5 protein-coding genes are annotated in these 21,598 nt (G+C 73.1%); all 5 read right to left on the bottom strand.

Features of this window, described 5'->3' with window-relative positions:
* Positions 1–23 precede the first annotated feature (23 nt).
* From fabG to STRCI_RS38610, 5 genes are read right to left on the bottom strand one after another with little or no spacing between them, the layout of a single operon-like run.
* Positions 24–758: a 3-oxoacyl-ACP reductase FabG gene (gene fabG, locus STRCI_RS38630; RefSeq protein WP_269663665.1), complete on the bottom strand. Its 735-nt coding sequence runs from the start codon at positions 756–758 to the stop codon at positions 24–26.
* Positions 755–6,280 carry a type I polyketide synthase gene (locus tag STRCI_RS38625; protein WP_269663664.1) on the bottom strand — a complete coding sequence of 1,842 codons (5,526 nt, stop codon included), beginning with the start codon at positions 6,278–6,280 and terminating at the stop codon, positions 755–757. Before STRCI_RS38625 ends, fabG begins: the two co-directional genes overlap by 4 nt.
* Positions 6,281–6,284: 4 nt before the next feature.
* Positions 6,285–9,620, bottom strand: coding sequence for an amino acid adenylation domain-containing protein (locus STRCI_RS38620; RefSeq protein WP_269663663.1), 3,336 nt, complete (start codon positions 9,618–9,620; stop codon positions 6,285–6,287).
* Positions 9,617–12,919 carry a type I polyketide synthase gene (locus tag STRCI_RS38615; protein ID WP_269663662.1) on the bottom strand — a complete coding sequence of 1,101 codons (3,303 nt, stop codon included), beginning with the start codon at positions 12,917–12,919 and terminating at the stop codon, positions 9,617–9,619. Before STRCI_RS38615 ends, STRCI_RS38620 begins: the two co-directional genes overlap by 4 nt.
* Positions 12,916–21,456 carry a type I polyketide synthase gene (locus tag STRCI_RS38610; protein WP_269663661.1) on the bottom strand — a complete coding sequence of 2,847 codons (8,541 nt, stop codon included), beginning with the start codon at positions 21,454–21,456 and terminating at the stop codon, positions 12,916–12,918. The genes STRCI_RS38615 and STRCI_RS38610 overlap by 4 nt, the downstream gene beginning before the upstream one ends.
* Positions 21,457–21,598: the final 142 nt, after the last annotated feature.

The raw sequence follows: 21,598 nt of genomic DNA, 5'->3' as shown, positions 1-21,598 counted from the left end.
GTGGTCCCTGAATGCGGGCGGGGTCAGCCCATGCCGCCGTCGATCCGGAAGGTGCCGCCGGTGATGTATCCGGCGCGGTCCGACACCAGGAAGGAGACGAGGTCGGCGACCTCCTCCGGGCGACCGAACCGGCCGAGCGCGATGCGCCGCGCGAATTCGTCCCGCACGGTCTCGGGCAGGGCGAGCACCGGGTCGGTGGTGATGAACCCGGGTGCCACCACGTTCGCGCGGATCCCGTAGCGGCCCACCTCACGCGCCAGCGAGCGGGTGAAGCCGATGATCCCCGCCTTGGAGGCGGCGTAGTTGGTCTGACCGGCGTTGCCGTGCAGGCCGGCGACGGAGGACAGGGCGACGATCGCACCCCGGCGGCGCCTGACCATGCCTTCGATGGCGGAGCGGCAGACGTGATAGACGCCGTCGAGATTGGTGCGCAGTACGTCGTGCCAGTCGTCGTCCTCCATCACGGTCAGCGGGTTGTCCCGCAGCACCGCGGCCGAGGCGACGACCGCGTCGAGCGGGCCGAGCGTGTTCTCGGCGTCCTCGACCAGTTCGTCCACGGCGGCCGGGTCGGAGACGTCGGCACGGCGGACGCAGGTGCGCCGGCCGAGGCCGCCGATCTCCTTCTCCAGCTCGCGGGCGGCGTCGTCGCGGGCGGCATAGCACAGCGCGATGTCGAAGCCGTCCCTGGCCAGTCGTACGGCGATGGCCCGCCCGATGCCCCGGGAGGCACCGGTGACCAGCGCCACCGGGGCGCTCATGAGTGCTCTCCCTCGGCGGCCAGGAGGGCCCGGAGCTGGGCGTCGACCTCCTCGTCGGAGAGGCCGTCCAGCGATTCCGGTTCGGCGCGGTCGATGATGTCGATGGTGTCCTCGGGTGCCGGAGCGTCAGGACCGGCCGTCAGCAGGGTGACCGTGTGGGCGACGGTGGGGCGCTCGAAGAACGCCCGCAGGTCCAGGTCCACGCCGAGCAGGTCCTTGATCCGGGCGCCGATGCGGACCGCGGCCAGCGAGTGCCCGCCGAGTGCGAAGAAGTCGTCGTCGACGCCGACCTGTTCGAGGCCGAGGATGTCGCACCAGACGGCGGCCACGGTCTCCTCCCGCTCGGTGCGCGGTGCGACGTAGGGGGTGTCCAGGTCGGGCCGCGGATGGACACCTCCGGGCGGCGCGAACTGTTCCATCTCCCGGGCCAGCAGCTCAGGGGTCAGCGAGCGGGCCAGCTCGCGCAGCTCGGCCACGTCGCGGTGGCAGACCAGCAGGTGCCCGGGCCGCTCCGAGGCGGCCAGGAGTCGGGCGAAGGCTTCCTGGCCCTGCCGCTCGCTGATGCCCTCGCCGAGGACGCGCACCACCCCGCCGGAGGTGTCGGGCTCGTCGGCCGCCGAGGTCCGGATGATTTGCTCGCGCAGCCCTTCCACGTCATTGATCCGCTTGATGGTGAAGTCCGTGATCTCGACCAGTACCCGGCCCTGCGGATCGAGGATCTCGAAGTCGCAGGTCATGGTCTCGCCGGTGGCGTCGCTCGTTTCCTTGAGCCGTGCGTGGCAGTGGACGGTCGGGGTCAGGCCGTGGTGGACGCGCAGCCTGCGGTAGCTGAAGGGGAGGTAGTAGGTATCGGTGGCGTAGACCCGGGCGGTGCCGCCGACGGCGTCGAGGAGCGCGGGGTGCAGCAGGTGGTCGTCGAGGTCCGCCGCGTACTCGGGGCCGAGTCGGAGGGTGGCGATCAGTTGCCGGGGACCGACCTCGATGCGGCGCATGCAGTCCCAGCGGGGGCCGAAGGAGAACTCGATCGGCCCGCCGCGCTGGAACCGGTCGAGCCGCAGGCCCTCGGTGATCGTCTCGGGGGTGTCCAGGACGTGGGTGACGCCGCACTCGGCCCTGAGCGCGGCCAGGTCGCGCACGATGCCGGACCCGGCTTCCGCGAAGTCGAGGGACCCCAGGGCGTGGTCCGTCCAGAGCCCCGCCGCACTCCGGCTGCGCACTGAGAACCGCCACCGGCCGTCGCTCTCCTCGACGGTGGTGAAGACCTCACGGGTCTGCCCGTCGGGTACGACGACGGGCGTGAGGTACTGCACGTCCGCGATCTCGATGACGCGTCCGGCGGCCTGCTCGGCGCCGGCGGCCCGGACGAGTTCCAGGTAGGCGGTGCCGGGCACGAGTCCGTGGCCCATGATCCGGTGGTCGTCGACGATCCAGTGGTCGGCGGTGCTGAACGTGGTGGAGTACGTCCGTGACCGCGGGCCCGTGTGCACCAGGCGCTGGAGCAGGGGGTGCCCGGTCGGGGTGCCGCCCGCGCCGAACCGGTCCGAGAGCCCCGCGGCCATGCCGGTCTCGCGCCAGGTGTCCCAGCCGACGGCGGTGACCGGGACGTCGCTCACCTGCCGCTTCCATTGGGCGAACGCGTCCAGGAAGGCGTTGGCGGCGGCGTAGTCACTCTGGCCGGGGCCGCCGAACAGGGCGGTGACGGAGGAGCAGAGCAGGAGGAAGTCCAGCCGGTCGTCGCGGCAGACGCGGTCCAGCACCAGCGTGCCGAGCGTCTTGGCGGCGAGCACGTCATCGGCCTCGGCGCGGGACTTGGTGAGGATCAAGCCCTGCGAGGGCCGCCCCGCCGCGTGCACGACGCCGTGCAGGGCACTCGCCAAGTCCCGCACGCGCTGGGCGGCTTGGGCGGTCTGTGCCTCGTCGGTGACGTCGGCCCGCAGTACGACGACCCGGGCGCCGAGCTCCGTCAGGTGCCGCAGTCGCCGGATGCGGACGCTGACCGGGTCCCGCTCGTCGTGTGCGGCGAGCCAGGCGTCCCAGGTCGCCTCGGCGGGGAACTCCGAGCGGCCGAGGAGACCGAGCACGGGCCGGTCCACGGTGCCGGCGATGTGCTCGGCCATCGCCAGACCGAGACCGCCGAGGCCGCCGGTGATCAGGTATCCGCCGCCGTCGCGCAGGCCGGTGCCCTCGGCGTCGCCCAGCGGCACCGGGTCGAAGGCGCGGCGCCACCAATGCCGTCCGCGCAGGGCGAGTTCGGGCTCGTCGGGCGGCGCGGCGCGCAGAGCCCGGACCAGGCGGTCGTCGGAGGCGACGCCGGTGATGTCCAGAACGCGGCACGTGATGCCGGGGATCTCCTGCGGGATGACCGTGCACGGACCCAGCACGGTGGCGTTCTCGGGATGCAGCGGTTCGTCGCCCGTCACGGCGAACACGCCCCGGCACAGCACGTCGAGCCTCACGGGGGCCGTGGGCCGTACCTCGGCGAGGGCCTGGGCGAGAGCGAGCAGGCTGTCGAAGCCCAACCGCCGGGCCTGGTCGACCTGTTGCTCGGTCGGGGGGCCGTCGTCCGGGTCCGTTGCCGTGCTCCACAGATGCACCAGCCGGACAGCGTCCGCCTCCGCGACGGCCGGGGTCCGCAGGAGTGCGGCCAGTTGCTCGCGGTTGGCTGGCTCGACGTCGGCGTTCACGGGAACGACCCGCTCGCCCTCGGCCGTCAGCCGTGCCGCGAGGGCCCGCCCGAGGGGCAGCCCTGCCCCGAACAGCACCCAGACCGCTCCGGGCGCACCGTCCTGCGGTTCCGGCGTGAACGGCAGGCGGGTCCAGCCGGGGGCGGCGAACCAGTCGGCCACCGAGGTCTCCTGACGGACCGCGGTCCTCCGGTCCACCTCGGGCTCCACCCAGAAGCGCCGCCGCTGGAAGGCGTACCCGGGCAGGCGTACCGGGCGGCGGTGCTCCTCCGCGTGGAAGGCCGCCCAGTCCACGTCCACCCCGGCGTTCCACAGCGTGCCGAGGTTGCTGAGCAGGTGGGTGACCTCGTCGGTACGGTCGCCGGGGTGCGGGAGTGAGCCGGCGACGGTGCGGTCGTCGGCCCAAGCGCTGTGGGCTCGGGCGAAGTTGGCCAGGGTCTGGCCGGGGCCGACCTCCAGGGGGACGAGGGTCGGGTCGGCGAGCAGGACGTCGAGGGCGTCGCGGAAGTGGACGGGTCGGCGCAGGTGGGTGCCCCAGTACTCGGGGCTCGTGGCCTGCTCGTCGGTGATCCAGGTGCCGGTGACGTTGGAGAGGAAGGGGATGCGGGGGGCGTTGAGGGTGACCGCCCGTACCTCGGCGGTGAAGGGGTCGACGGCGTCGGTCATGTCCGGCGAGTGGAAGGCGTGCGAGGTGTGCAGTCTCCGGCAGGTGACGGAGGCCGCCTTCAGCCGTGCCTCCAGGGTGTCGATGGCCTGCTCGCCGCCCGAAACCACGGTCAGGGCGGTGGAGTTGACGGCCGCGATCGACAGTCCCTCCCCCAGCCACGCGGCCGTCTCGTCCTCGGGCAGGAACACCGACAGCATGGCGCCTTCCGGCATCGACTGCGCCAGCCGCCCGCGGGCGGCGACCAGACGCACCGCGTCCGGCAGGGAGAACACCCCGGCCACCGTGGCGGCGACGAACTCACCGACGCTGTGCCCCGCCATGGCCCGCGGTGTCACACCCCAGAACGCCCAGAGCCGGGCGAGGGCGTACTCGACGCAGAAGAGGCCGGCCTGGGCGAACTCGGTGCGGGTGAGCCGCTCCGAGCCGTCGGGGGCGAACACCAGGGCACGCGGGTCCTGGCCCAGGTGCTCGGTGAACAGCTCGGCGCAGCGGTCGAACTCGGCCGCGAACACCGGTTCTTGGTCGTACAGTTCGCGACCCATGCCCACGTACTGGGCCCCCTGGCCGGGGAACAGCAAGGCGACCGGGGCACGCTCACCGGCCACCGGTCCGGACCCGATGGAGCGCAGCGCCGCCACGAGGTCCTTCGCCCCGTTTCCCACCGCGACAGCACGGTGGCCGAAGGGCTGCCTGCGGCACGCCAGCGTGTACGCCGCATCGTCGAGGTCGGTGTCCGGGTGGCGTTCGAGGTGCTCGGCCAGGCGGCGGGCGTTGTCGGTCAGCGCCTGCGGTGTCTTCCCGGACAGGGCGAGCAGCCGCACCGGACGGCCGGGGCCGGAGGGCGCGGCAGGGTCGGGCGCCTCCTCCAGGACGACGTGCACATTGGTGCCGCCGATGCCGAAGGAGCTGACGCCCGCTCGACGCGGTGCGTCCGCGCGGGGCCATGGCCGCAGGTCGGTGTTGACGTAGAACGGACTGGTGTCCAGAGCGAGTTCGGGGTTGGGTGTCTCGCAGTGCAGGGTCGGCGGGATGGCCCGGTGCTTGAGCGCCAGGACGGCCTTGATCAGGCCGGTGACGCCGGCCGCGGCGTCCAGGTGGCCGACGTTGCTCTTGACCGAGCCGATCGCGCAGTGGCCCTGTTCGTCGGTGCTGCTGCGGAACGCCCGGGTGAGGGCGGCGAGTTCAATGGGGTCGCCGAGCGGTGTGCCGGTGCCGTGGGTCTCGACGTAGCCGACGGTCGACGGGTCCACGTCGGCCAGGGCCAGCGCCTCGGCGATCACCTCGGCCTGGCCGTCGACGGAGGGTGCGGTGTAACCGGCCTTCAGGGAGCCGTCGTTGTTGACGGCGCTGGCCAGGATGACGGCGTCGACGGTGTCCCCGCCTTCACGGGCCTCGGCGAGCCGGCGCAGCACCACCACACCGGCGCCGTTGCCCGGGACGGTGCCGGAGGCCTCGGCGTCGAAAGCGCGGCAGTGCCCGTCGGAGGAGAGGATGCCGCCGGTCTCGTACTGATAGCCCCCGCGCAGGGGCGCGGACACCGCGACCCCACCGGCGAGGGCGATGTCGCACTCGCCGTTGAGCAGGCTCTGGCAGGCCAGGTGCACGGCGGTCAGCGAGGTGGAGCAGGCGGTCTGCACGGTGACACCGGGACCCTTGAGGCCGAGCTTGTACGAGGTCCGGGTGGCCAGGAAGTCCTTGTCGCCGCCGAGCAGGACCTGGTACATGCCCGCCGAGTCCAGGACGGGCCGGTTGTTCATCAGGTTGAGCACCAGGTACGAGTTGAAGCCCGCCCCGGCGAAGACACCGATGCGGCCCTCGAAGCGCTGGGGGTCGATTCCGGCCGACTCCAGGGCCTGCCAGGCGCATTCGAGGAAGACCCGGTGCTGCGGGTCCATGACCTCCGCCTCGCGGGGGCTGTAGCCGAAGAAGCCCTCGTCGAACAGGTCGGCGTCCGCGAGGAACCCCTTGGCCCGGATGTAGTCGTCCCGCTCCAGCAGTGCGGGGTCGACCCCGGTCAACTCGTCGTCGGTGAAGGCCGTGATGCCTTCCCGGCCCGCCGCGAGGTCGGTCCAGAAGGTCTCGATGTCCGGGGAGCCCGGGAAGCGGCCCGCCATGCCGATGACGGCCACCCGTTCCAGGTCGCGCTCCTGCTCGTGCTGAGGCTCTGACACGTGTTCACCTGTCTTCGCGGGAAAGAGCCCGGCGTTCGGCCGCTCGCTGCCGCCGGTTGCGGGACTGACGACGGTTCTCGGCGCGCTCGCGGCCGCCGTGCGCGGGGCTGTCCCCCGCTGTCGGGGTCCGGCCGAGGTACTCGGCGAGCGATCCGACCGTGGGGTGCTGGAAGAGCTCGACCATGGTCAGCTCGTGGCCGAGCGAGGCCGCGAGGACCGTCCGGAACTCGGCGAGGAGCAGTGAGTGCCCGCCGAGGTCGAAGAAGTTGTCGTGCAGGCCCACGCGTTCCACGCCCAGCAGGCTCCGCCAGAGCTCGGCGAGGGCCTGTTCGCGCTCGTCGCGCGGTGCGACGAAGCGGGCCTGGAGGTCGGGCCGGGTGGACGGGGGCTCCGGGAGGGCCTTGCGGTCGGTCTTGCCGCTGGGGGTCAGCGGGAGCCGCTCCAGTGCGGTGAAGGAGGCCGGGACCATGTACTCCGGGAGCCGCAGCCGCAGATGAGCGGCCAGGTCACCGGCGGCCGGGGCGGTGTCGCTTGCGGGGGTCACGTATGCGGCGAGCCGGACGTCGCCGGGTGCGTGTTCGCGGGCGACGACCACGGCTTCCCGGACCGACTCGTGGGTCGTCAAGACGGCTTCGATCTCGCCGAGTTCGACGCGCAGCCCGCGCAGCTTGATCTGGTGGTCGAGGCGGCCGAGGAACTCCAGGGCGCCGTCGGCCCGGTGCCGCACCAGGTCGCCGGTGCGGTAGAGGCGTTCGCCGGGCAGGAAGGGGTCGTCGATGAACCGTTCGGCGGTCAGGTCGGGGCGGCCCAGGTAGCCGCGGGCCAGGCCCCGGCCGCCGATGTGGAGTTCGCCGGGCACGCCGACCGGCACGGGGCGCAGGCGCCGGTCGAGGACGTGGAGGCGGGTGTTGGTGATGGGGTGGCCGATCGGGACGGGCCGCCGGTCGGTGGCGTCGGGGCGGCAGTGCCAGGAGGTGACGTCGATGGCGGCCTCGGTGGGCCCGTAGAGGTTGTGCAGTTCGGCCTCGGAGCGGGCGAGGAAGCGGTCGTGCAGGTCGCGGGTCAGCTCCTCGCCGCTGCAGATGACCCGGCGCAGGCCGGTGCACTTCTCGACCGGTTCGGTGAGGAAGACCTGGAGCATGGACGGGACGAAGTGCAGGGTGGTGATGTCCTCGTCCTGGATGATCCGGGCCAGGTAACCGCTGTCCCGGTGGCCTCCGGGGCGGGCGACGACGAGAGTGGCTCCGGTCATCAGCGGCCAGAAGAACTCCCACACCGAGACGTCGAAGGAGAACGGCGTCTTCTGCAGCACCCGGTCGGAGGCGTCGAGGCGGTAGGTGTCCTGCATCCACAGCAGCCGGTTGCGCAGCGCGGCGTGGACGTTCATCACGCCCTTGGGGCGGCCGGTGGAGCCCGAGGTGAAGATGACGTACGCCAGGTCCTCGCCGTCCAGGACGACGCCGGGGTCGTGGTCGGGCCGCGCGGCCAGTTCGGTGGCCAGGCCGTCCACGTCGAGCACCGGGCAGTCGAGCGGGGGCAGCCGGTCGAGGGCCGGGCCGTGGGTGAGCACGACCGGTGGCCGGGCGTCCTCGGCGATGGCCGCCAGCCGCGCGGGCGGCAGGTCGAGGTCCAGTGGGGTGTAGGCGCCGCCCGCCTTGAGTACGGCCAGCAGACACACCACCAGCTCCAGGGAGCGTTCCACGGCGACGCCGACGACGGCATTCGGGCCCACGCCGTGGTCGCGCAGCAGATGCGCGAGCCGGTTGGCGCGGCGGTTGAGCGCGTCGTAGGTCAGGGACCGGCCGTCGTACCGCACCGCCACCGCGTCCGGGTGGCGGCGGACCTGCTCCTCGAAGCCCTGGTGGACCCAGCCGGCCGCTCCCCAGTCGTGTTCCGTGGCGTTCCACTCGCCGAGGACCAGTTGCCGTTCGGCCTCGTCGAGCAGTTCGAAGTCGTCCACGGTGGTGTCGGGACGGGCCGCGGCCTGTTCGGCCAGGCGGCGGAAGCGGGCGGCCAGGCGCCCGACGGTCGCCTCGTCGAACAGATCCCGGTCGTACTCGAACCAGCCGGTGAGCCCCCCGTCGGTGTCGAACGCCTGGAGTTCGAGGTCGAAGCGTGCGCCCTGGCTGTTGACCGGCAGTCGGGTCACACGGGCACCGCCCAGCGGCCGGGGCGGCACGGGCTCGCGGCCGTAGCTGAAGCTGATCTGGGCGAGCGGGGGGCGGCTGAGGTCGCGGGGCCGCTTGAGTGCCGCCACCACGAGTTCGAAGGGGACGCCCTGGTGGGCGTAGGCGCCGAGGCAGGCGTCGCGGACCCGGGTCAGGACGGTGGTGAAGGCGGGGTTCGCGCCCAGGTCGGTTCTGATCGCCATGGTGTTGACGAAGTAGCCGATGAGCGGCTCGACTTCGGCGCGGTCGCGCTGTGCCACGGGTACCGCCACGACGAGATCGTCCTGACCGCTGTGGCGGTGCAGGAGGATCTGGAGCACGGCGAGCAGGGCCATGTACGGGGTGGCGCCGTGCCGTCCGGCCAGGGCGCCCAGCTCGCGCATGAGGGCGGGCGTCAGCTCGACGGGGACGAAGCTGCCGTCGAAGCCCTGTACGGCGGGGCGGGGCCGGTCGGTGGGCAGGTCGAGCGCGGTCGGGGCGCCATCGAGGTGGTCCAGCCAGTACGCCAGATCCTCCTCCCAGGCCCCGTCGGCCAGTTGCCGGTGCTGCCAGTCCGCGAAGTCGCCGTACTGGATCTCCAGCTCGGGCAGCGGTGAGGGGCGGCCGGCCGCGAACGCCTCGTAGAGCTCGGTCAGTTCGGTCAGGAACACCGCGGTGGACCAGCGGTCGGAGATCAGATGGTGCGTGGCGGTCACGAGCACCGACTCCGCGGGGCCGGTGCGCAGCAGCCGTACCCGCAGCAGCGGTCCGGTCGTGATGTCGAGGGGCTCGGTGAGGGCCTCGTCGAGGTGCCGCTGCCGGTCTGCGGCGGTGCGGTCGTCGCCGCGCAGGTCGGTCTCCTGGAAGTCCACGGTCGGTTCGGGGTGGACGACCTGGACCGGGGTGCCGTCGTCGACGCGGAAGGTGGTGCGCAGTGCCTCGTGCCTGCGCACGATCTCGGTGACGGCCGCCCGCAGGACGCCGGCGTCCAGGTGGCCCTCGGCGCGGACGGCGCCGGGCACGATGTAGCCGGGGTTGTGCGGCCGTAGCTGTTCGAGGAACCAGGTGCCGCGTTGCAGGACGGACAGCGGGAAAGTGTCCTCGGCCGCCTCGCGCCGGGCCATCAGCTCGTCGAACCGGGCCCGTTGCTCCGGGGACAGGGCGGCCAGCCGTGCGTCGAGATCGTCGGTCACTGCCGGTCCTCCCCCTGCGTGGCCGGTGGTTCCTCGCCGGTCGGGGCATCGCCCAGTTGCGCCAGTACGTCGGCGGCGGCCCTGTCGTCGGCGCGGCGTCGGCGGCGGATCGGCGCGGTTCGCGCGCTCGGGGTGCTCGGGGTGCCCTCGGCGGGTGCGGCGGCGTCGTCGGAGTTGAGCCGTTCGAGGACGCCTTCCGCCACGGAGCGGATGGTGGCCGCGCCGAGGAATTCGGTGATCGGCAGGGTGACCTGGAGCCGGTTCTGGATGTCGTTGCGCAGTTCGACGGCCATCAGCGAGTCCAGGCCGAGCCCGGTCAGCGACTCGTCCGGACCGGCGGAGGCGGACGCCGAGCCGAGCACGTGCTGTACGCCGAGGACGAACCGCGCGGTGAGCGTGGGCAGTCGCTCCGCCTCGGCAAGGCTCAGCAGTTCCTCGGCGGTGGGGATGGGGCTGGTGCGGCGCCTGCCGCGGCGCCGGGCCGGGGCCGCGGGCTCCTGCCGAGGGGCGTCGGCCGCGACGGGGGTCTCGGTGGGAGCCTCGCCGGGGTGCCAGGACCGGGGCGGTTCCCAGCAGTCGGTGGGGTCGAAGGGGTAGGTGGGCAGCGTGGTCCTGGCCCGGGTGTAGTCGCGATCGAAACCGGCCCAGTCGATCCCGGCGCCGCGCGCGTAGAGGGCCGCGACCGTCGGCAGCAGGACCTCCCAGTCGTCGGTCTTCGGGCGGAGGCTGGGCAGCAGGAGGTCGTCGTGGTCGGGCGGCAGGGCGTCACTGACCAGCCCGAGCAGCGTGGGCGCGGGACCGACCTCCAGGAAGGCCCGGTACCCCAGATCGTGCAGGGTCCGCACACCGTCGGAGAAGCGCACGGTCCGCCGGACGTGACGGCACCAGTGTTCGGCGTCGGGGGCCTGGTCCCAGGGCCACAGATCACCCGTGACGTTGGAGACCAGCGGGATGGCCGGGGCTTTGAAGGCGATCTTCTGCGCGGCCTTTCGCAGGGGGTCCAGCACCGGGTCCATCAGCGGCGAGTGGCCCGCGGAGGCGATGTGCAGCGCTTTGGTGGTGACGCCGCGGGCGGTGAACTCGGCGCAGATCTCCTCGACCAGGTCGCGTTCCCCGGAGATGGTGGTGTTGGCCCGGCCGTTGACGGCGGCGATCGAGATCCGGTCCAGGTCGTCCGCGATCCGGGCGGCTACCTCCGACTCCGGCGCGAACACCGCGGCCATCGTGCCCGGCTTGCAGAACTGCTCGATGATGCGGGCCCGTTCGACGGTGAACGCCAGACCGTCCGCCGGTGACATGGCACCCGCCACACAGGCGGCCACGCACTCGCCGAAGCTGTGGCCGATCACGGCGGCCGGCTCGACCCCCCAGGACCGCCACAGCTGCGCCATCGCGTACTCCACGGCGAACGTGGCGGGTTGGGCGTAGGCGGTGTCATTGATCCGGGCGTCCGCCGGGTCGGCCGGGAACAGCACGGACAGCAACGGCCGTTCCAGCAGCGGCCGGAGGATCTCGGCACAGGCGTCGAGGGTCCGGCGGAAGGTGGGCTGGGTCTCGTAGAGGCGGCGCGTCATGCCGGGGCGCTGGGCGCCCTGGCCGGTGAAGAGGAAGGCGACCTCGGTGTCCTCGGCCTGGTCGTGGGCCAGTCCGGGGCCGTCCTCGCCGCGCAGGAAGGCCTCCAGCCGGTCGGCGGCCTCCTCGCGGGTCGCCCCCACGGCGGCGAGCCGGTGCCGGAAGTGCGAGCGGCCGGTGCCGGCGGAGTGGCACAGGTCGGCGAGGGAGGAGTCGTCGTCCGGTGTGCGGAGCCGGTCCCGGTAGCGGGCCGCGAGGTTCGTCAAGGCGGTCTCGGTGCGGGCGGACAGGGCGAGGACCGACCCGGGGCGGCGCTCGTCGGGTGCCGGCGCGGCGGCGGGCCCGGCCTGCTCCAGGATCAGATGCGCGTTGGTGCCGCTGAGCCCGAAACTGCTCACGGCGGCGAAGCGCGGCGAGTCGTCCGGCTCGGGCCAGTCGGTGACCCGGGTCGGCACCGTGAAGGTCGTGCCCTCGAAGGAGATGTTCGAGTTCAGCCGGGTGAAGTGCAGGTTGGGCGGGATCGTGCCGTGGGCCAGGCACAGCGCGGCCTTGATCAGTCCGGCGGCTCCGGCCGCGGCCTCCAGATGCCCGAAGTTGGTCTTCACGGCGCCCAGGTACACCGGCGGGCCGTCGGGCCGCCCGTAGACATCGGCCAGCGACTCGGCCTCGATGGGGTCACCGAGCCGGGTGCCGGTGCCGTGCGTCTCGATCAGTCCCACCTGGTGCGGTGCGACGCCGCTGGCGGCGAGGGCGGCCCGGTACACCTCGCGCTGGGCGGCGCCGTTGGGGGCGGTGATGCCGGAGCTGCGGCCGTCCTGGTTGACCGCTCCCCCGCGGACCATGGCGAGGACGCGGTCCCCGTCGCGCACGGCGTCGGAGAGCCGCTTGAGGACGACGACCCCACACCCCTCGCCCCGTACGTAGCCGTCCGCGTCGTCGGAGAAGGTGCTCGCGCGGCCCCGCCGGGACACCGAGCCGAACGCCGACTGGGAGATCAGCAGGACCGGGGAGAGCACCACGTTGACGCCTCCGGCCAGTGCCGTGTCGCACTCGCCGGTGCGCAGGCTCTGGCACGCCTGGTGCACCGCGACCAGGGAGGAGGAACAGGCGGTGTCGAGCGCGACGTTGGGGCCGCGCAGGTCGAGGAGGTAGGCGATACGGCCGGGGATGAAGCTGAGCGCGGCGCCGGAACTGGTGTAGGCGGTGATGTCCTCGGGGCGGCGGACCCGGGCGGTCACATGGTCCGAACTGGCCACGCCCATGAACACGCCGGTACGGCTGCCCGCCAGCCCGGACGGGGCCTGCCCGGCGTTCTCCAGCGCCTCCCACGCCACCTCCAGCGTCAGCCGCTGATGGGGGTCCATGGCCAGGGCCTCGCGGCGGGAGATGCCGAAGAAGTCGTGGTCGAAGCGGTCGATACGGTCCAGGAATCCGCCGCTGCGGGTGTTGATCGCGCCTGCCTTGCCGCGCTCCTCGTCGTAGAAGGCCGTGTTGTCCCACCGGTCCGCCGGGATGTCGCGGACGGCGTCGACCCCGCTGGTGAGCAGCTGCCAGTAGGTGTCGGTGTCGGTGACGCCGCCGGGGAACCGGCAGCCCACGCCCACGATGGCGATCGGCTCGCCGCCCGCGCGCTCGTACTCCTCGATCCGGCGCTGGAGCCGCTCCATGGTCAGATAGGCGCGCCTGAGGGTGTCGGCCGAAGTGCCGCCCTGTTCCGGTCCCGTCATCGCTGACCCCCTTCGTCGATCTGGTTCGTCTTGGCCAGCAGCAGGGCTTCGAGCTCGGCGGCCGACATCGTGTCGAGGTCCGGTGACCCGTCGTCCACGGCGGGTTCCAGGGCGGCGGGAATGGGCGCGGGCGCGGCCGCCGCAACCGACTCCAGCTCGATCTCCATGCGCTCGGCGAGGAAGGGCACGAGTTTGTCGATGGCCGGGAAGCGCCAGGTGACGGTGGTCGGCAGGGACACCCCGAGGGTGGTCTCCAGGCCCATGCGCAGTTCCAGGGCGAGCAGCGAGTCGAAGCCCATGGCGGTGAACGGGGCGCTGGTGTCGACGCTCGCCGGTTCGGCGCCCACGACGCGGGCGGCCAGGGTGCGGCAGTGGTCGAGCAGCACCGCCCGGCGGCGGCGCCCGGGTTCGACGGCGAGCATCCGGCGGCGTACGTCGTCCTGCCCGCGCGCTCCGGCCTCGGCGCGGCCGGAGTCCACGGCGAGGGTGCCCAGCAGTCCCCCGCCGGTGTGGCCGCTCAGCCCGTCGCGGTCCAGCGGCAGCACGCAGAGCTGCGTCGCGGAACCGCGCAGCAGCCAGTCCAGGGTGGCGATGCCCTGCTCGGGGATGATGCTCCGCACACCGCGGGCGGACAGGGCGGCCCCGCGGTCGGGCCGGGCCGCCAGGCCGATCTCGGCCCAGGGGCCCCAGTCGATGCTCAGCGCGGGCAGGCCGCGGGACCTGCGGTGGTGGGCGAGGGCATCGACGAAGGCGCTCGCGGCGGCGTAGTTGCCCTGGCCGGGCGAGCCGAGGACCGCGGCGGCGGAGGAGTACAGGACGAAGAAGTCCAGGTCGCGCCCGGCCGTGGCGCGGTGCAGATGCCAGGCGGCGACGGACTTGGGCGCGGCGACGGCACGGAACCGGTCCGGGTCGAGTCCGGTCAGCAGCCCGTCGTCGAGGACGCCGGCGGCGTGTACGACACCGGCGAGCGGCGGTCTGTCGGCGTCGATCCGGGCCATCACGTCCGCCACGTCGTCGTACCGGGACAGATCGGCGCTGACGGTGCTGACCTCGGCCGCGGCCCGCAGTTCGGTGACGGCCCGCTCGGCCTCGGCCGACGGCGCACTGCGACCGACCAGCACCAGGTGCCGGGCCCCCTGAGCCACCAGATAGCGGGCGGTCTCAAGGCCCAGAGCACCCAGACCACCGGTGATCAGATAGCTCGCGTCAGGCCGGACGGGAGCCAAGTCCGGTCCCCTGGTGATCAGTTGCCGCCCCTCTGGCCGCAGCACCAGCTTGCCGATGTGCTGGGCCCTGGCCATCGTGGCGAAGGCGGCGGCGGCCTCGCCGTAGGGGTGGACGGTCACCGGCAGCGCGGTGAACTCCCCTCGCTCGAAGCCCTGTCCGACCTCGTCGAGGAGTTCGGCGATCAGCTCGTCCCGCTCGCGGATGGTCTGCTCCAGGTCCACGGCGAAGAAGGCCCGGTTGTCCTTGAAGAAGCCCAGGCCGATGTGGCTGTCGTCGAAGATGTCGCGCTTGCCGATCTCCACGAACCGGCCGCCGGGGGCGAGCAGTCGCATGCTGCGCGCCAGTGCTTCACCGGTCGTCGAGTTGAGGACCACATCGACGCCCCGCCCGTCGGTGGCACGGGTGATCTCGTCGGCGAAGGCCAGGGAGCGGGAGTCCATCACGTGCTCCACACCCAGCGAGCGCAACAGCTCGCGCTTCTCCTCGCTGCCCGCGGTGGCGAAGACCTGAGCCCCGCACCGCTGGGCGACCTGGAGGGCAGCGAGGCCGACTCCTCCGGTGGCGGAGTGGATGAGCACCGTCTCGCCCTTGCGGAGGCGGGCCAGTTGCTCCAGGGCGTGCACGGCAGTGAGGAACGCGATGGGCACGGCGGCGGCCTGTTCGGGGGTCAGTCCCTGAGGCCGCCGGGCGACCAGCGCGCCGCTGACGGTGGTGAAGGCGGCCATGCCGTGCGCGCCGACGGCCATCACCGCGTCGCCCACCCGGACCCGGGTCACGCCCTCACCGACCGCGCTGATCCGGCCCGCGCACTCGGCGCCCAGCGGCACGATGCCCTCGGCGCCCGGGTAGGTGTTCATGGCCTTGAGCACATCGCTGAAGTTCAGCCCGGCCGCGGCCACTTCGATCTCCACCTGGCCGGGGCCGGGCGGTGTGCGGTGCCACTGGGTGGGGCCCAGGCTCGACAGCATGCCCGGACGCGCCGCCAGGATGCGGTGGTTGCCGTCGCGGGCCGGGTCGAACGGCCAGCGCCGCACCTGCTCCCCGGCCGTGCCGCCGCCCGTCCAGGGCCGCAGCGCCGGGGTGCGGCGGGTTCCGGCGCGCAGGGCGACCTGGTCGTCGTCGCCGGGACGCAGCAACTCGTCCACGATCCGCTCGGCCTCGTCCCGGGGGTGGGCGGGGTCCAAATCGATGATCACCGGGCGCAGTTCGCCGTGCTCCAGCTTGACGACCCGGGCCAGACCCCACAGCGCGGCCTGGGCCACGGCGGTCCGGTCACCCTCCTCGGCCTGCTGGGCGCCCCGGGTGAGCAGCACGAGGCGGGGCGCTGAATCGAGCGGGGCGAGTTGCTGTACAAGACGCAGAGCGGGGACGCAGGCGGCGTCGTGCGCGGCGAGGACCTCCTCGGGGGTGGCGTCCTCGGTGAGTTCGAGATCCAGGGTCCGGGCGTCCACGATCCCGTCGACGCGGTCCCCAAGGTCGGCCAGCAGGGCGGCGAGGTGCTCCGGGCTGTCGGGGTCGATCTCGTAGCGGCCGGGTTCCGTGACTCGGCAGGCGGTCCCGGCGGTGACGGTCACGCAGGTGCCGCCGCGTGCCGTGAGCGCGCCGGCGATGCCACCTCCGACGCCGCCCCGGTCGGCGAACAGCAGCCACCGCCCGGCCTGACCCGGACCGACGGCTTCGGCCTCGTCCCAGGCGACGCGGTACAGGTCCCGGCCCGCAGGATCCCCGGCGTCCTTACCGTGCACGCGCCGCAGAGCGACCCCGGTCAACTCCCCGACGACAGCGCCCGAGTCGTCGTACAGCACGACGCCGGCCCCGGTGATCTCGTCGGCGTCCGCCTCCGGCGCGGCGACCGAGGCATGGGCCCACCGAGGCGCGGCGCGCTCGGCGAGGAGGGTGAACCCGCCCACGCGCACCGGCAGATACGTGGCGCTCCCCTGCACTTCGCCCAGGGCCGCGCCCAACGCCTGCAAGGCGCTGTCCAGCACCGCCGGATGGACAGGATGGGCGCTCAAGTCGTCGGTCAGTTCCGCCCGGTCACGCAGCCGGGCGAGGGCCTCGCCGGATCCCCGCCACAGTTCGCCGACGCCCTGGAAGGCGGGGCCGCAGAACAGTCCCGACCGGCGCATCGCCGCATAGTGGTCGCCGGCCTCGACGGCGGTGGAGCACCGGGCCCGCACCTCGGAGAGCGGGTCGGCGCCGGACGGGTCGGAGGCGCGGTGGTAGGAGCCGTGCGCGGCCTGCGCCCAGTCGTCGTCCTCGCCGCCGCGCGTGAACAGGCGCAGCGAGCCGGTCTCCGCGGTCTCGGGCAGCAGGACCAGTTGCACGGTGTCCGCGTCGCAGCGGTCGGGCAGCGCGGTCAGCCGGGTCAGGTGCAGATCGGCCACGGTCGTGTCCGGGCCCAGCCGCGTCCGGGCCGCGGCCAGCGCCGCGTCCAGGACCAGGCTCGCGGGCAGCACCGCCGCCCCGGTGACCTGATGGTCCGTCAAGTAGCCGAAGCGCGCCAGGTCCACGGGCGCGGACCAGTGGTCGGCGTGCGGCGCGACCGCGGAGCGCACATGCGAGCGCAGCACGGGATGGCCGTCGCCCACGGGACGCCGTACGGCGGTGTCCTCGCCGAACCAGCAGCGGGTGCGCTGCCACGGGTAGGTCGGCAGGTCCGCCACCGGGCCGGACGCTCCGTACACGCGCCGCCACTCGACCTGGAGGCCCGCGCTGTACAGCCGCCCGAGCGCGGTCAGTACGGCGGCCCGGCCGGGTTCGTCGCGGCGCAGGGAGGGGACGGCGACCTTGCCCAAGTCCTCGTACGAGGAAAGCCGTTCGGACATCGCGTCGATGAGCATCGGGTGCGGGGAGAGCTCGATGAACATGTCGTGCCCGGACTCGGCGAGCGCGGTGACGGCGCGGTCGAAGAGGACCGGCCGGGTGAGGTTCGAGGCCCAGTACTCCGCGTCCAGGGACTCGCCGGGGACCGGTTCGCCGGTGACGGTGGAGAGCATCGGCACGGCCGCCGCCCGCGGCGTGAGGCCGGGGAGGAGCCGCCACAGTTCGCTCGCGACGGGTTCCATCAGGGGGCAGTGCGAGGCGAAGTCGACGGACTCCAGGAGGCGGCAGTACACGCCCTCGGCCTCCAGGGCGCGGGCCAGCCGCGTCAGTGCGGCGGCCTCGCCGGACAGGACGGTCGAGGAGGGGCTGTTCGCCGCGGCCACCCACACCCGTCCGGGCCCGCGATCGGTGAGCAACTGCCGTACCTCGTCCGCCGGGAGGCCCACGACGGCCATCCGGCCCTTGCCCGAGGCGGCGCGCAGCACGGTGCCGCGGTGCAGTGCGACGACGAGGGCGTCCTCCAGGGAGAGCGCGCCCGAGAGATGGGCCGCGCTGATCTCGCCGACGCTGTGCCCGACCACGGCGGCGGGTTCCACGCCCCAGGACCGCCACAGCGCGGCCAGCGCGATCTGTACGGCGACGAGGGCGGGTTGGCCGACCGCGGTGTCCGCCAGCCGGGAGCGGTCCTGGTCGGCGGCGAGCTGCTCCAGCAGGGAGAAGTCGGTGTGGCGGCGCAGCAGCGCGTCGGCCCGTTCGACGACGGCCCGGAACACGGGCTCGCCCGCGAGCAGGTCCGCGGCCACCGGCCACCACCGGGGGCCCTGCCCGGCACAGACGAACACCGGACGCGGGCGCCTGCCCACGCGGCGGACGCCCGAGGAGAGCCCCGGGACCTGCTCACCGCGGGCGAACGCGGCCAGACCGGCGCGGAGTTCGTCCAGGGTGGTGCCGGTGCAGGCCAGCCGGTGCTCGTGGTGGGTGCGGCGCAGCGCGGCCGCCGAGGCGAGGGCGCCGGGGATGAGGTCGGAACCGGCCAGCCGTGCCTCGTACCGGGCGGCCAGTTCGCGCAGTGCCTGCTCGGTGCGGGCCGACACGGGCAGCAGCACGGCTCCTTCGGGAGCGGGCCGAGGAACGACCGGCGGGGCCGCTTCGAGCACCAGGTGGGCGTTGGTGCCGCCGAACCCGAACGAGCTGACGCCCGCGAGGGCCGGGCCGTCGTCGCCTTCGCCGGGCCAGGGCTTCAGAGAGTCCGCCACCCGCAGCGGCAGCCGGTCGAAGGGGATGTGCGGGTTGGGCTCCTGGTAGTGCACGGTCGGCGGCACGGTCCGGTGGTGCAGCACCAGGGCGGTCTTGATCAGCCCGCCGATACCGGCCGCCGCCTCCATGTGCCCGAGGTTGGACTTCACCGAGCCGATCAGGCACGGCTGTTGTGGGTCCCGTCCTTCGCCGAGCACCGCGCCGAGCGCCTTGGCCTCGATCGGGTCACCGAGGCTGGTGCCGGTGCCGTGCGCCTCGACGTAGCGCACGTCCGCCGGACGCACCCCGGCCCTGCTGTACGCGGCGCGCAGCACCGCCTCCTGGGCCTGCGGGTTGGGGGCCATCAGGCCGTTGCTGGCGCCGTCGGAGTTCACCGCGCCGCCCCGGATCACCGCGTACACCCGGTCCCCGTCAGCCAACGCCCGGCTGAGCGGCTTGAGTACGACGACTCCGGCGCCCTCTGAGCGCACATAGCCGTCGGCGGCGGCGTCGAAGGGCTTGCAGCGCCCGTCTGCGGACATCGCGCCCGCCTTGCTGAAGTTGATGGCCTGCGCCGGGGACAGCACCAGGTTCACCCCGCCCGCCAGCGCCAGTTCGCAGTCGCCCCGCTCCAGGCTCGCGACCGCTTGGAGGACCGCGACCAGCGAGGACGAGCACGCGGTGTCCACGGCGATGCTGGGGCCGCGCAGGTCCAGCATGTACGACAGCCGGTTGGCGGCGATGCTGAGCGCGCTGCCGGTGCCGGTGTAGGCGTCGATCGCGTCCAGGTCGCGCAGTTGGCGCAGGGCGTAGTCGAAGGTGGAGACTCCGACGAAGACACCGGCCTGCGATCCGGCCAGCCGGTCGGCGGGCAGCCCCGCGTCCTCCAGGGCCTCGTGGGCGACCTCGGCGAGCAGCCGCTGCTGCGGGTCCATCCGCACGGCTTCCTGGCGGGCGATGCCGAAGAAGCCCGGGTCGAACCGGTCGACGCCGTCGAGGAATCCGCCCCAGCGGCTGTTGGTGCGTCCGGGTGCCTTGGGGTCCTCGGCGGTGAAGTCCTCGGTGTTCCACCGTTCCGCGGGCACCTCGGTGATCGCGTCGCGTCCTTCGCGCAGCAACTGCCAGAAGTCGTCCGGGCTGTCGGCGCCGCCGGGGAAGCGGCAGCCGATGCCGATCACGGCGATGGGGTCGGCGTCAGCGGGCGCCGATGGAAGGGCGTCCGAAGTCGTGGGCGTGGCCTGCGCTCCGGCCAGATGCCGGGCGAGCTTCTCCACCGTGGGGTGTTCCCACACCACCGTGGCCTCCACCGGCCGGCCGAGGCGGCGTTCGAGATCTCCGGCCATCGCGACCATCTGCACCGACTGGAGGCCGTACGCAGCGAACGGCATGGTCGGGTCGATGGCTGCCGGACGGCCGCCGATGGCATCGGCCAGCACTTCCCTCAGCCAGCCCTCGATCTCGGAGGCGTCGGTGGCAGCCACGGCGGAAGCACCGGGCACGGCCCCGTCCCGGTCCTGCCGCCACACGGCCACCGTCTTCAGCTCGTCCCGCAGGAAGGCGTCCAGGCAGGCAGCGCGCTGGAGTTTCCCGCTGGTGGTCTTCGGTACGGTCCCGGCGCGCACGAGGGCCACGGCGTACGTCTGCAGCCCATGCTCCCGGGCGAGTTCCTCGCGGATCGCGGCGATGATCCGCTGATGCTCGGCGGGATCCTTGCTGCCGCGGTACTCCTGGATGACGATCAGGCGTTCCTCGCCGTCCAGGTCGCGGGAGCCCGCCACTCCGCAGCCCTGCCGCAGTCCGCGGTCCAGTGACTCCACGGTGCGTTCGATGTCCTGCGGGTAGTGGTTGCGGCCCGCGATGATGATGACGTCCTTGGCGCGGCCGGTGACGTAGACCTCCGGGCCGTCGAGGAAGCCGACGTCGCCGGTGCGCAGGAAGGGCCCCTCGCCCGTGTCGGCCAGGCGGGCGCGGAAGATCTCCTCGGTCTCCTCGGCGCGGCGCCAGTACCCGTGGGCGACGCTCGGCCCGGCCACCCAGATCTCGCCCACGGAGCCGTCGGGCAGCGCGGTGCGGGTGCGCGGGTCGACAATCGCCACGCGCTGGTCGGACATCGAGGTGCCGCATCCGACCACGGTCCGGGACGGTCCGTCCGGCGCCGCACCCTCGGCCCTGCCCGCGGCCAGCGCGTCCGGTGCCAGATCCCGCCACAGCGCGGCGGCGTCCACATCGCCGGTGGAGACCATCAAGGTGCCCTCGGCCAGCCCGTAGGAGGGCAGATGCGAGGTGGCGCGGAAGCCGCAGTCGGCGAAGGCCGCGGTGAAGCGCTCCATGGTCTCCCGCCGCACCGGCTCGGCGCCGTTCGCCGCGGAACGCCACCGGCTCAGGTCGAGGGTCTCGCGCTCCTTCTCCGTCACCTTCGCCACGGCGAGGTCGTAGGCGAAGTTGGGGGCGGCGCTGGCCGTCGCGCCGGTGTCCGAGATCGCCTTCAGCCAGCGGTAGGGCCGCTTCAGGAAGGAGTACGGCGCCATGAAGGTGACGGGGAGTCCCGCGTACGGCGGGGTCAGCAGGCTGAAGATCAGGCCCATGTCGTGGAAGGGCGGCAGCCAGCTGACGACGTGCTGGCCGGTGGGGTCGCGGTCGAAGAGCACGGCGAACAGGGCGTCGATCTGGTGCAGCAGGTTGCCGTGGCTGACCATCACGCCCTTGGGTCGGCTGGTGGAACCGGAGGTGTACTGGAGGAAGGCGATGTCGTCCCGGCGGGTCCCGGGGTGCCGCCAGCCGTCGGCGGCCGCGGTGTCGAGGCCGTCGACCGCGAGCCAGGCGATGGACCGCAGCGCCGGCGCGTGCTCCTGGAAGGTGTCGGCCAGGGCGACCGTCTTCGCCGGGGCGAGGATGACCACCGGCTCGGCGTCCTCGATGACGCCGACGAGACGCGGCAGCGTCCGCTTGAGGAAGGCCGGGTCCGGCGGATAGGCGGGGACGGCGATGATCCCGGCGTAGAGGCAGGCGAAGAAGGACACCATGTAGTCCAGCCCGGACGGGCACAGGATCAGTGCCCGCTCGCCCGCCGGGTACCGCTCCCTGAGCGTCGCGGCGATGGTGCGCGCCCGCAGGTCGACCTCGGCGTCGGTCAGGGACTGCGGCTCGCCCTCGCCGTCCACGAGGAACCGGAAGGTCCGGGCCTGCGGATGATCGGCGAAAGTCGCCCGGAAATGGTCGACAAGAGATTCGGAATCGCGGCCCGGCATGGGAACGTTCCTCTCACATTGGGCAGCTCAAGAAAACCATCGCGGGACGCCGCAGAAATCCGCTGTACACGCGGAATTACCCGGAGAATTACCTTCGGGAGGCGGCTGCTCGAGCGGTCGACGAATTAGAGGTCGCCGGGGC

It is taken from the genome of Streptomyces cinnabarinus, from assembly GCF_027270315.1.
GTDB classification, from domain to species: domain Bacteria; phylum Actinomycetota; class Actinomycetes; order Streptomycetales; family Streptomycetaceae; genus Streptomyces; species Streptomyces cinnabarinus.
The sequence above is the reverse complement of the archived record's forward strand: the minus strand, read 5'-3'. Positions and strand labels throughout refer to the sequence as shown.

What these genes read in the sequence shown, in the direction of transcription:
- STRCI_RS38610 (WP_269663661.1), bottom strand. Translation starts at nt 21,456, where the DNA reads ATGCCGGGCCGCGATTCCGAATCTCTTGTCGACCATTTCCGGGCGACT.
- STRCI_RS38615 (WP_269663662.1), bottom strand. Translation starts at nt 12,919, where the DNA reads ATGACGGGACCGGAACAGGGCGGCACTTCGGCCGACACCCTCAGGCGC.
- fabG (WP_269663665.1), bottom strand. Translation starts at nt 758, where the DNA reads ATGAGCGCCCCGGTGGCGCTGGTCACCGGTGCCTCCCGGGGCATCGGG.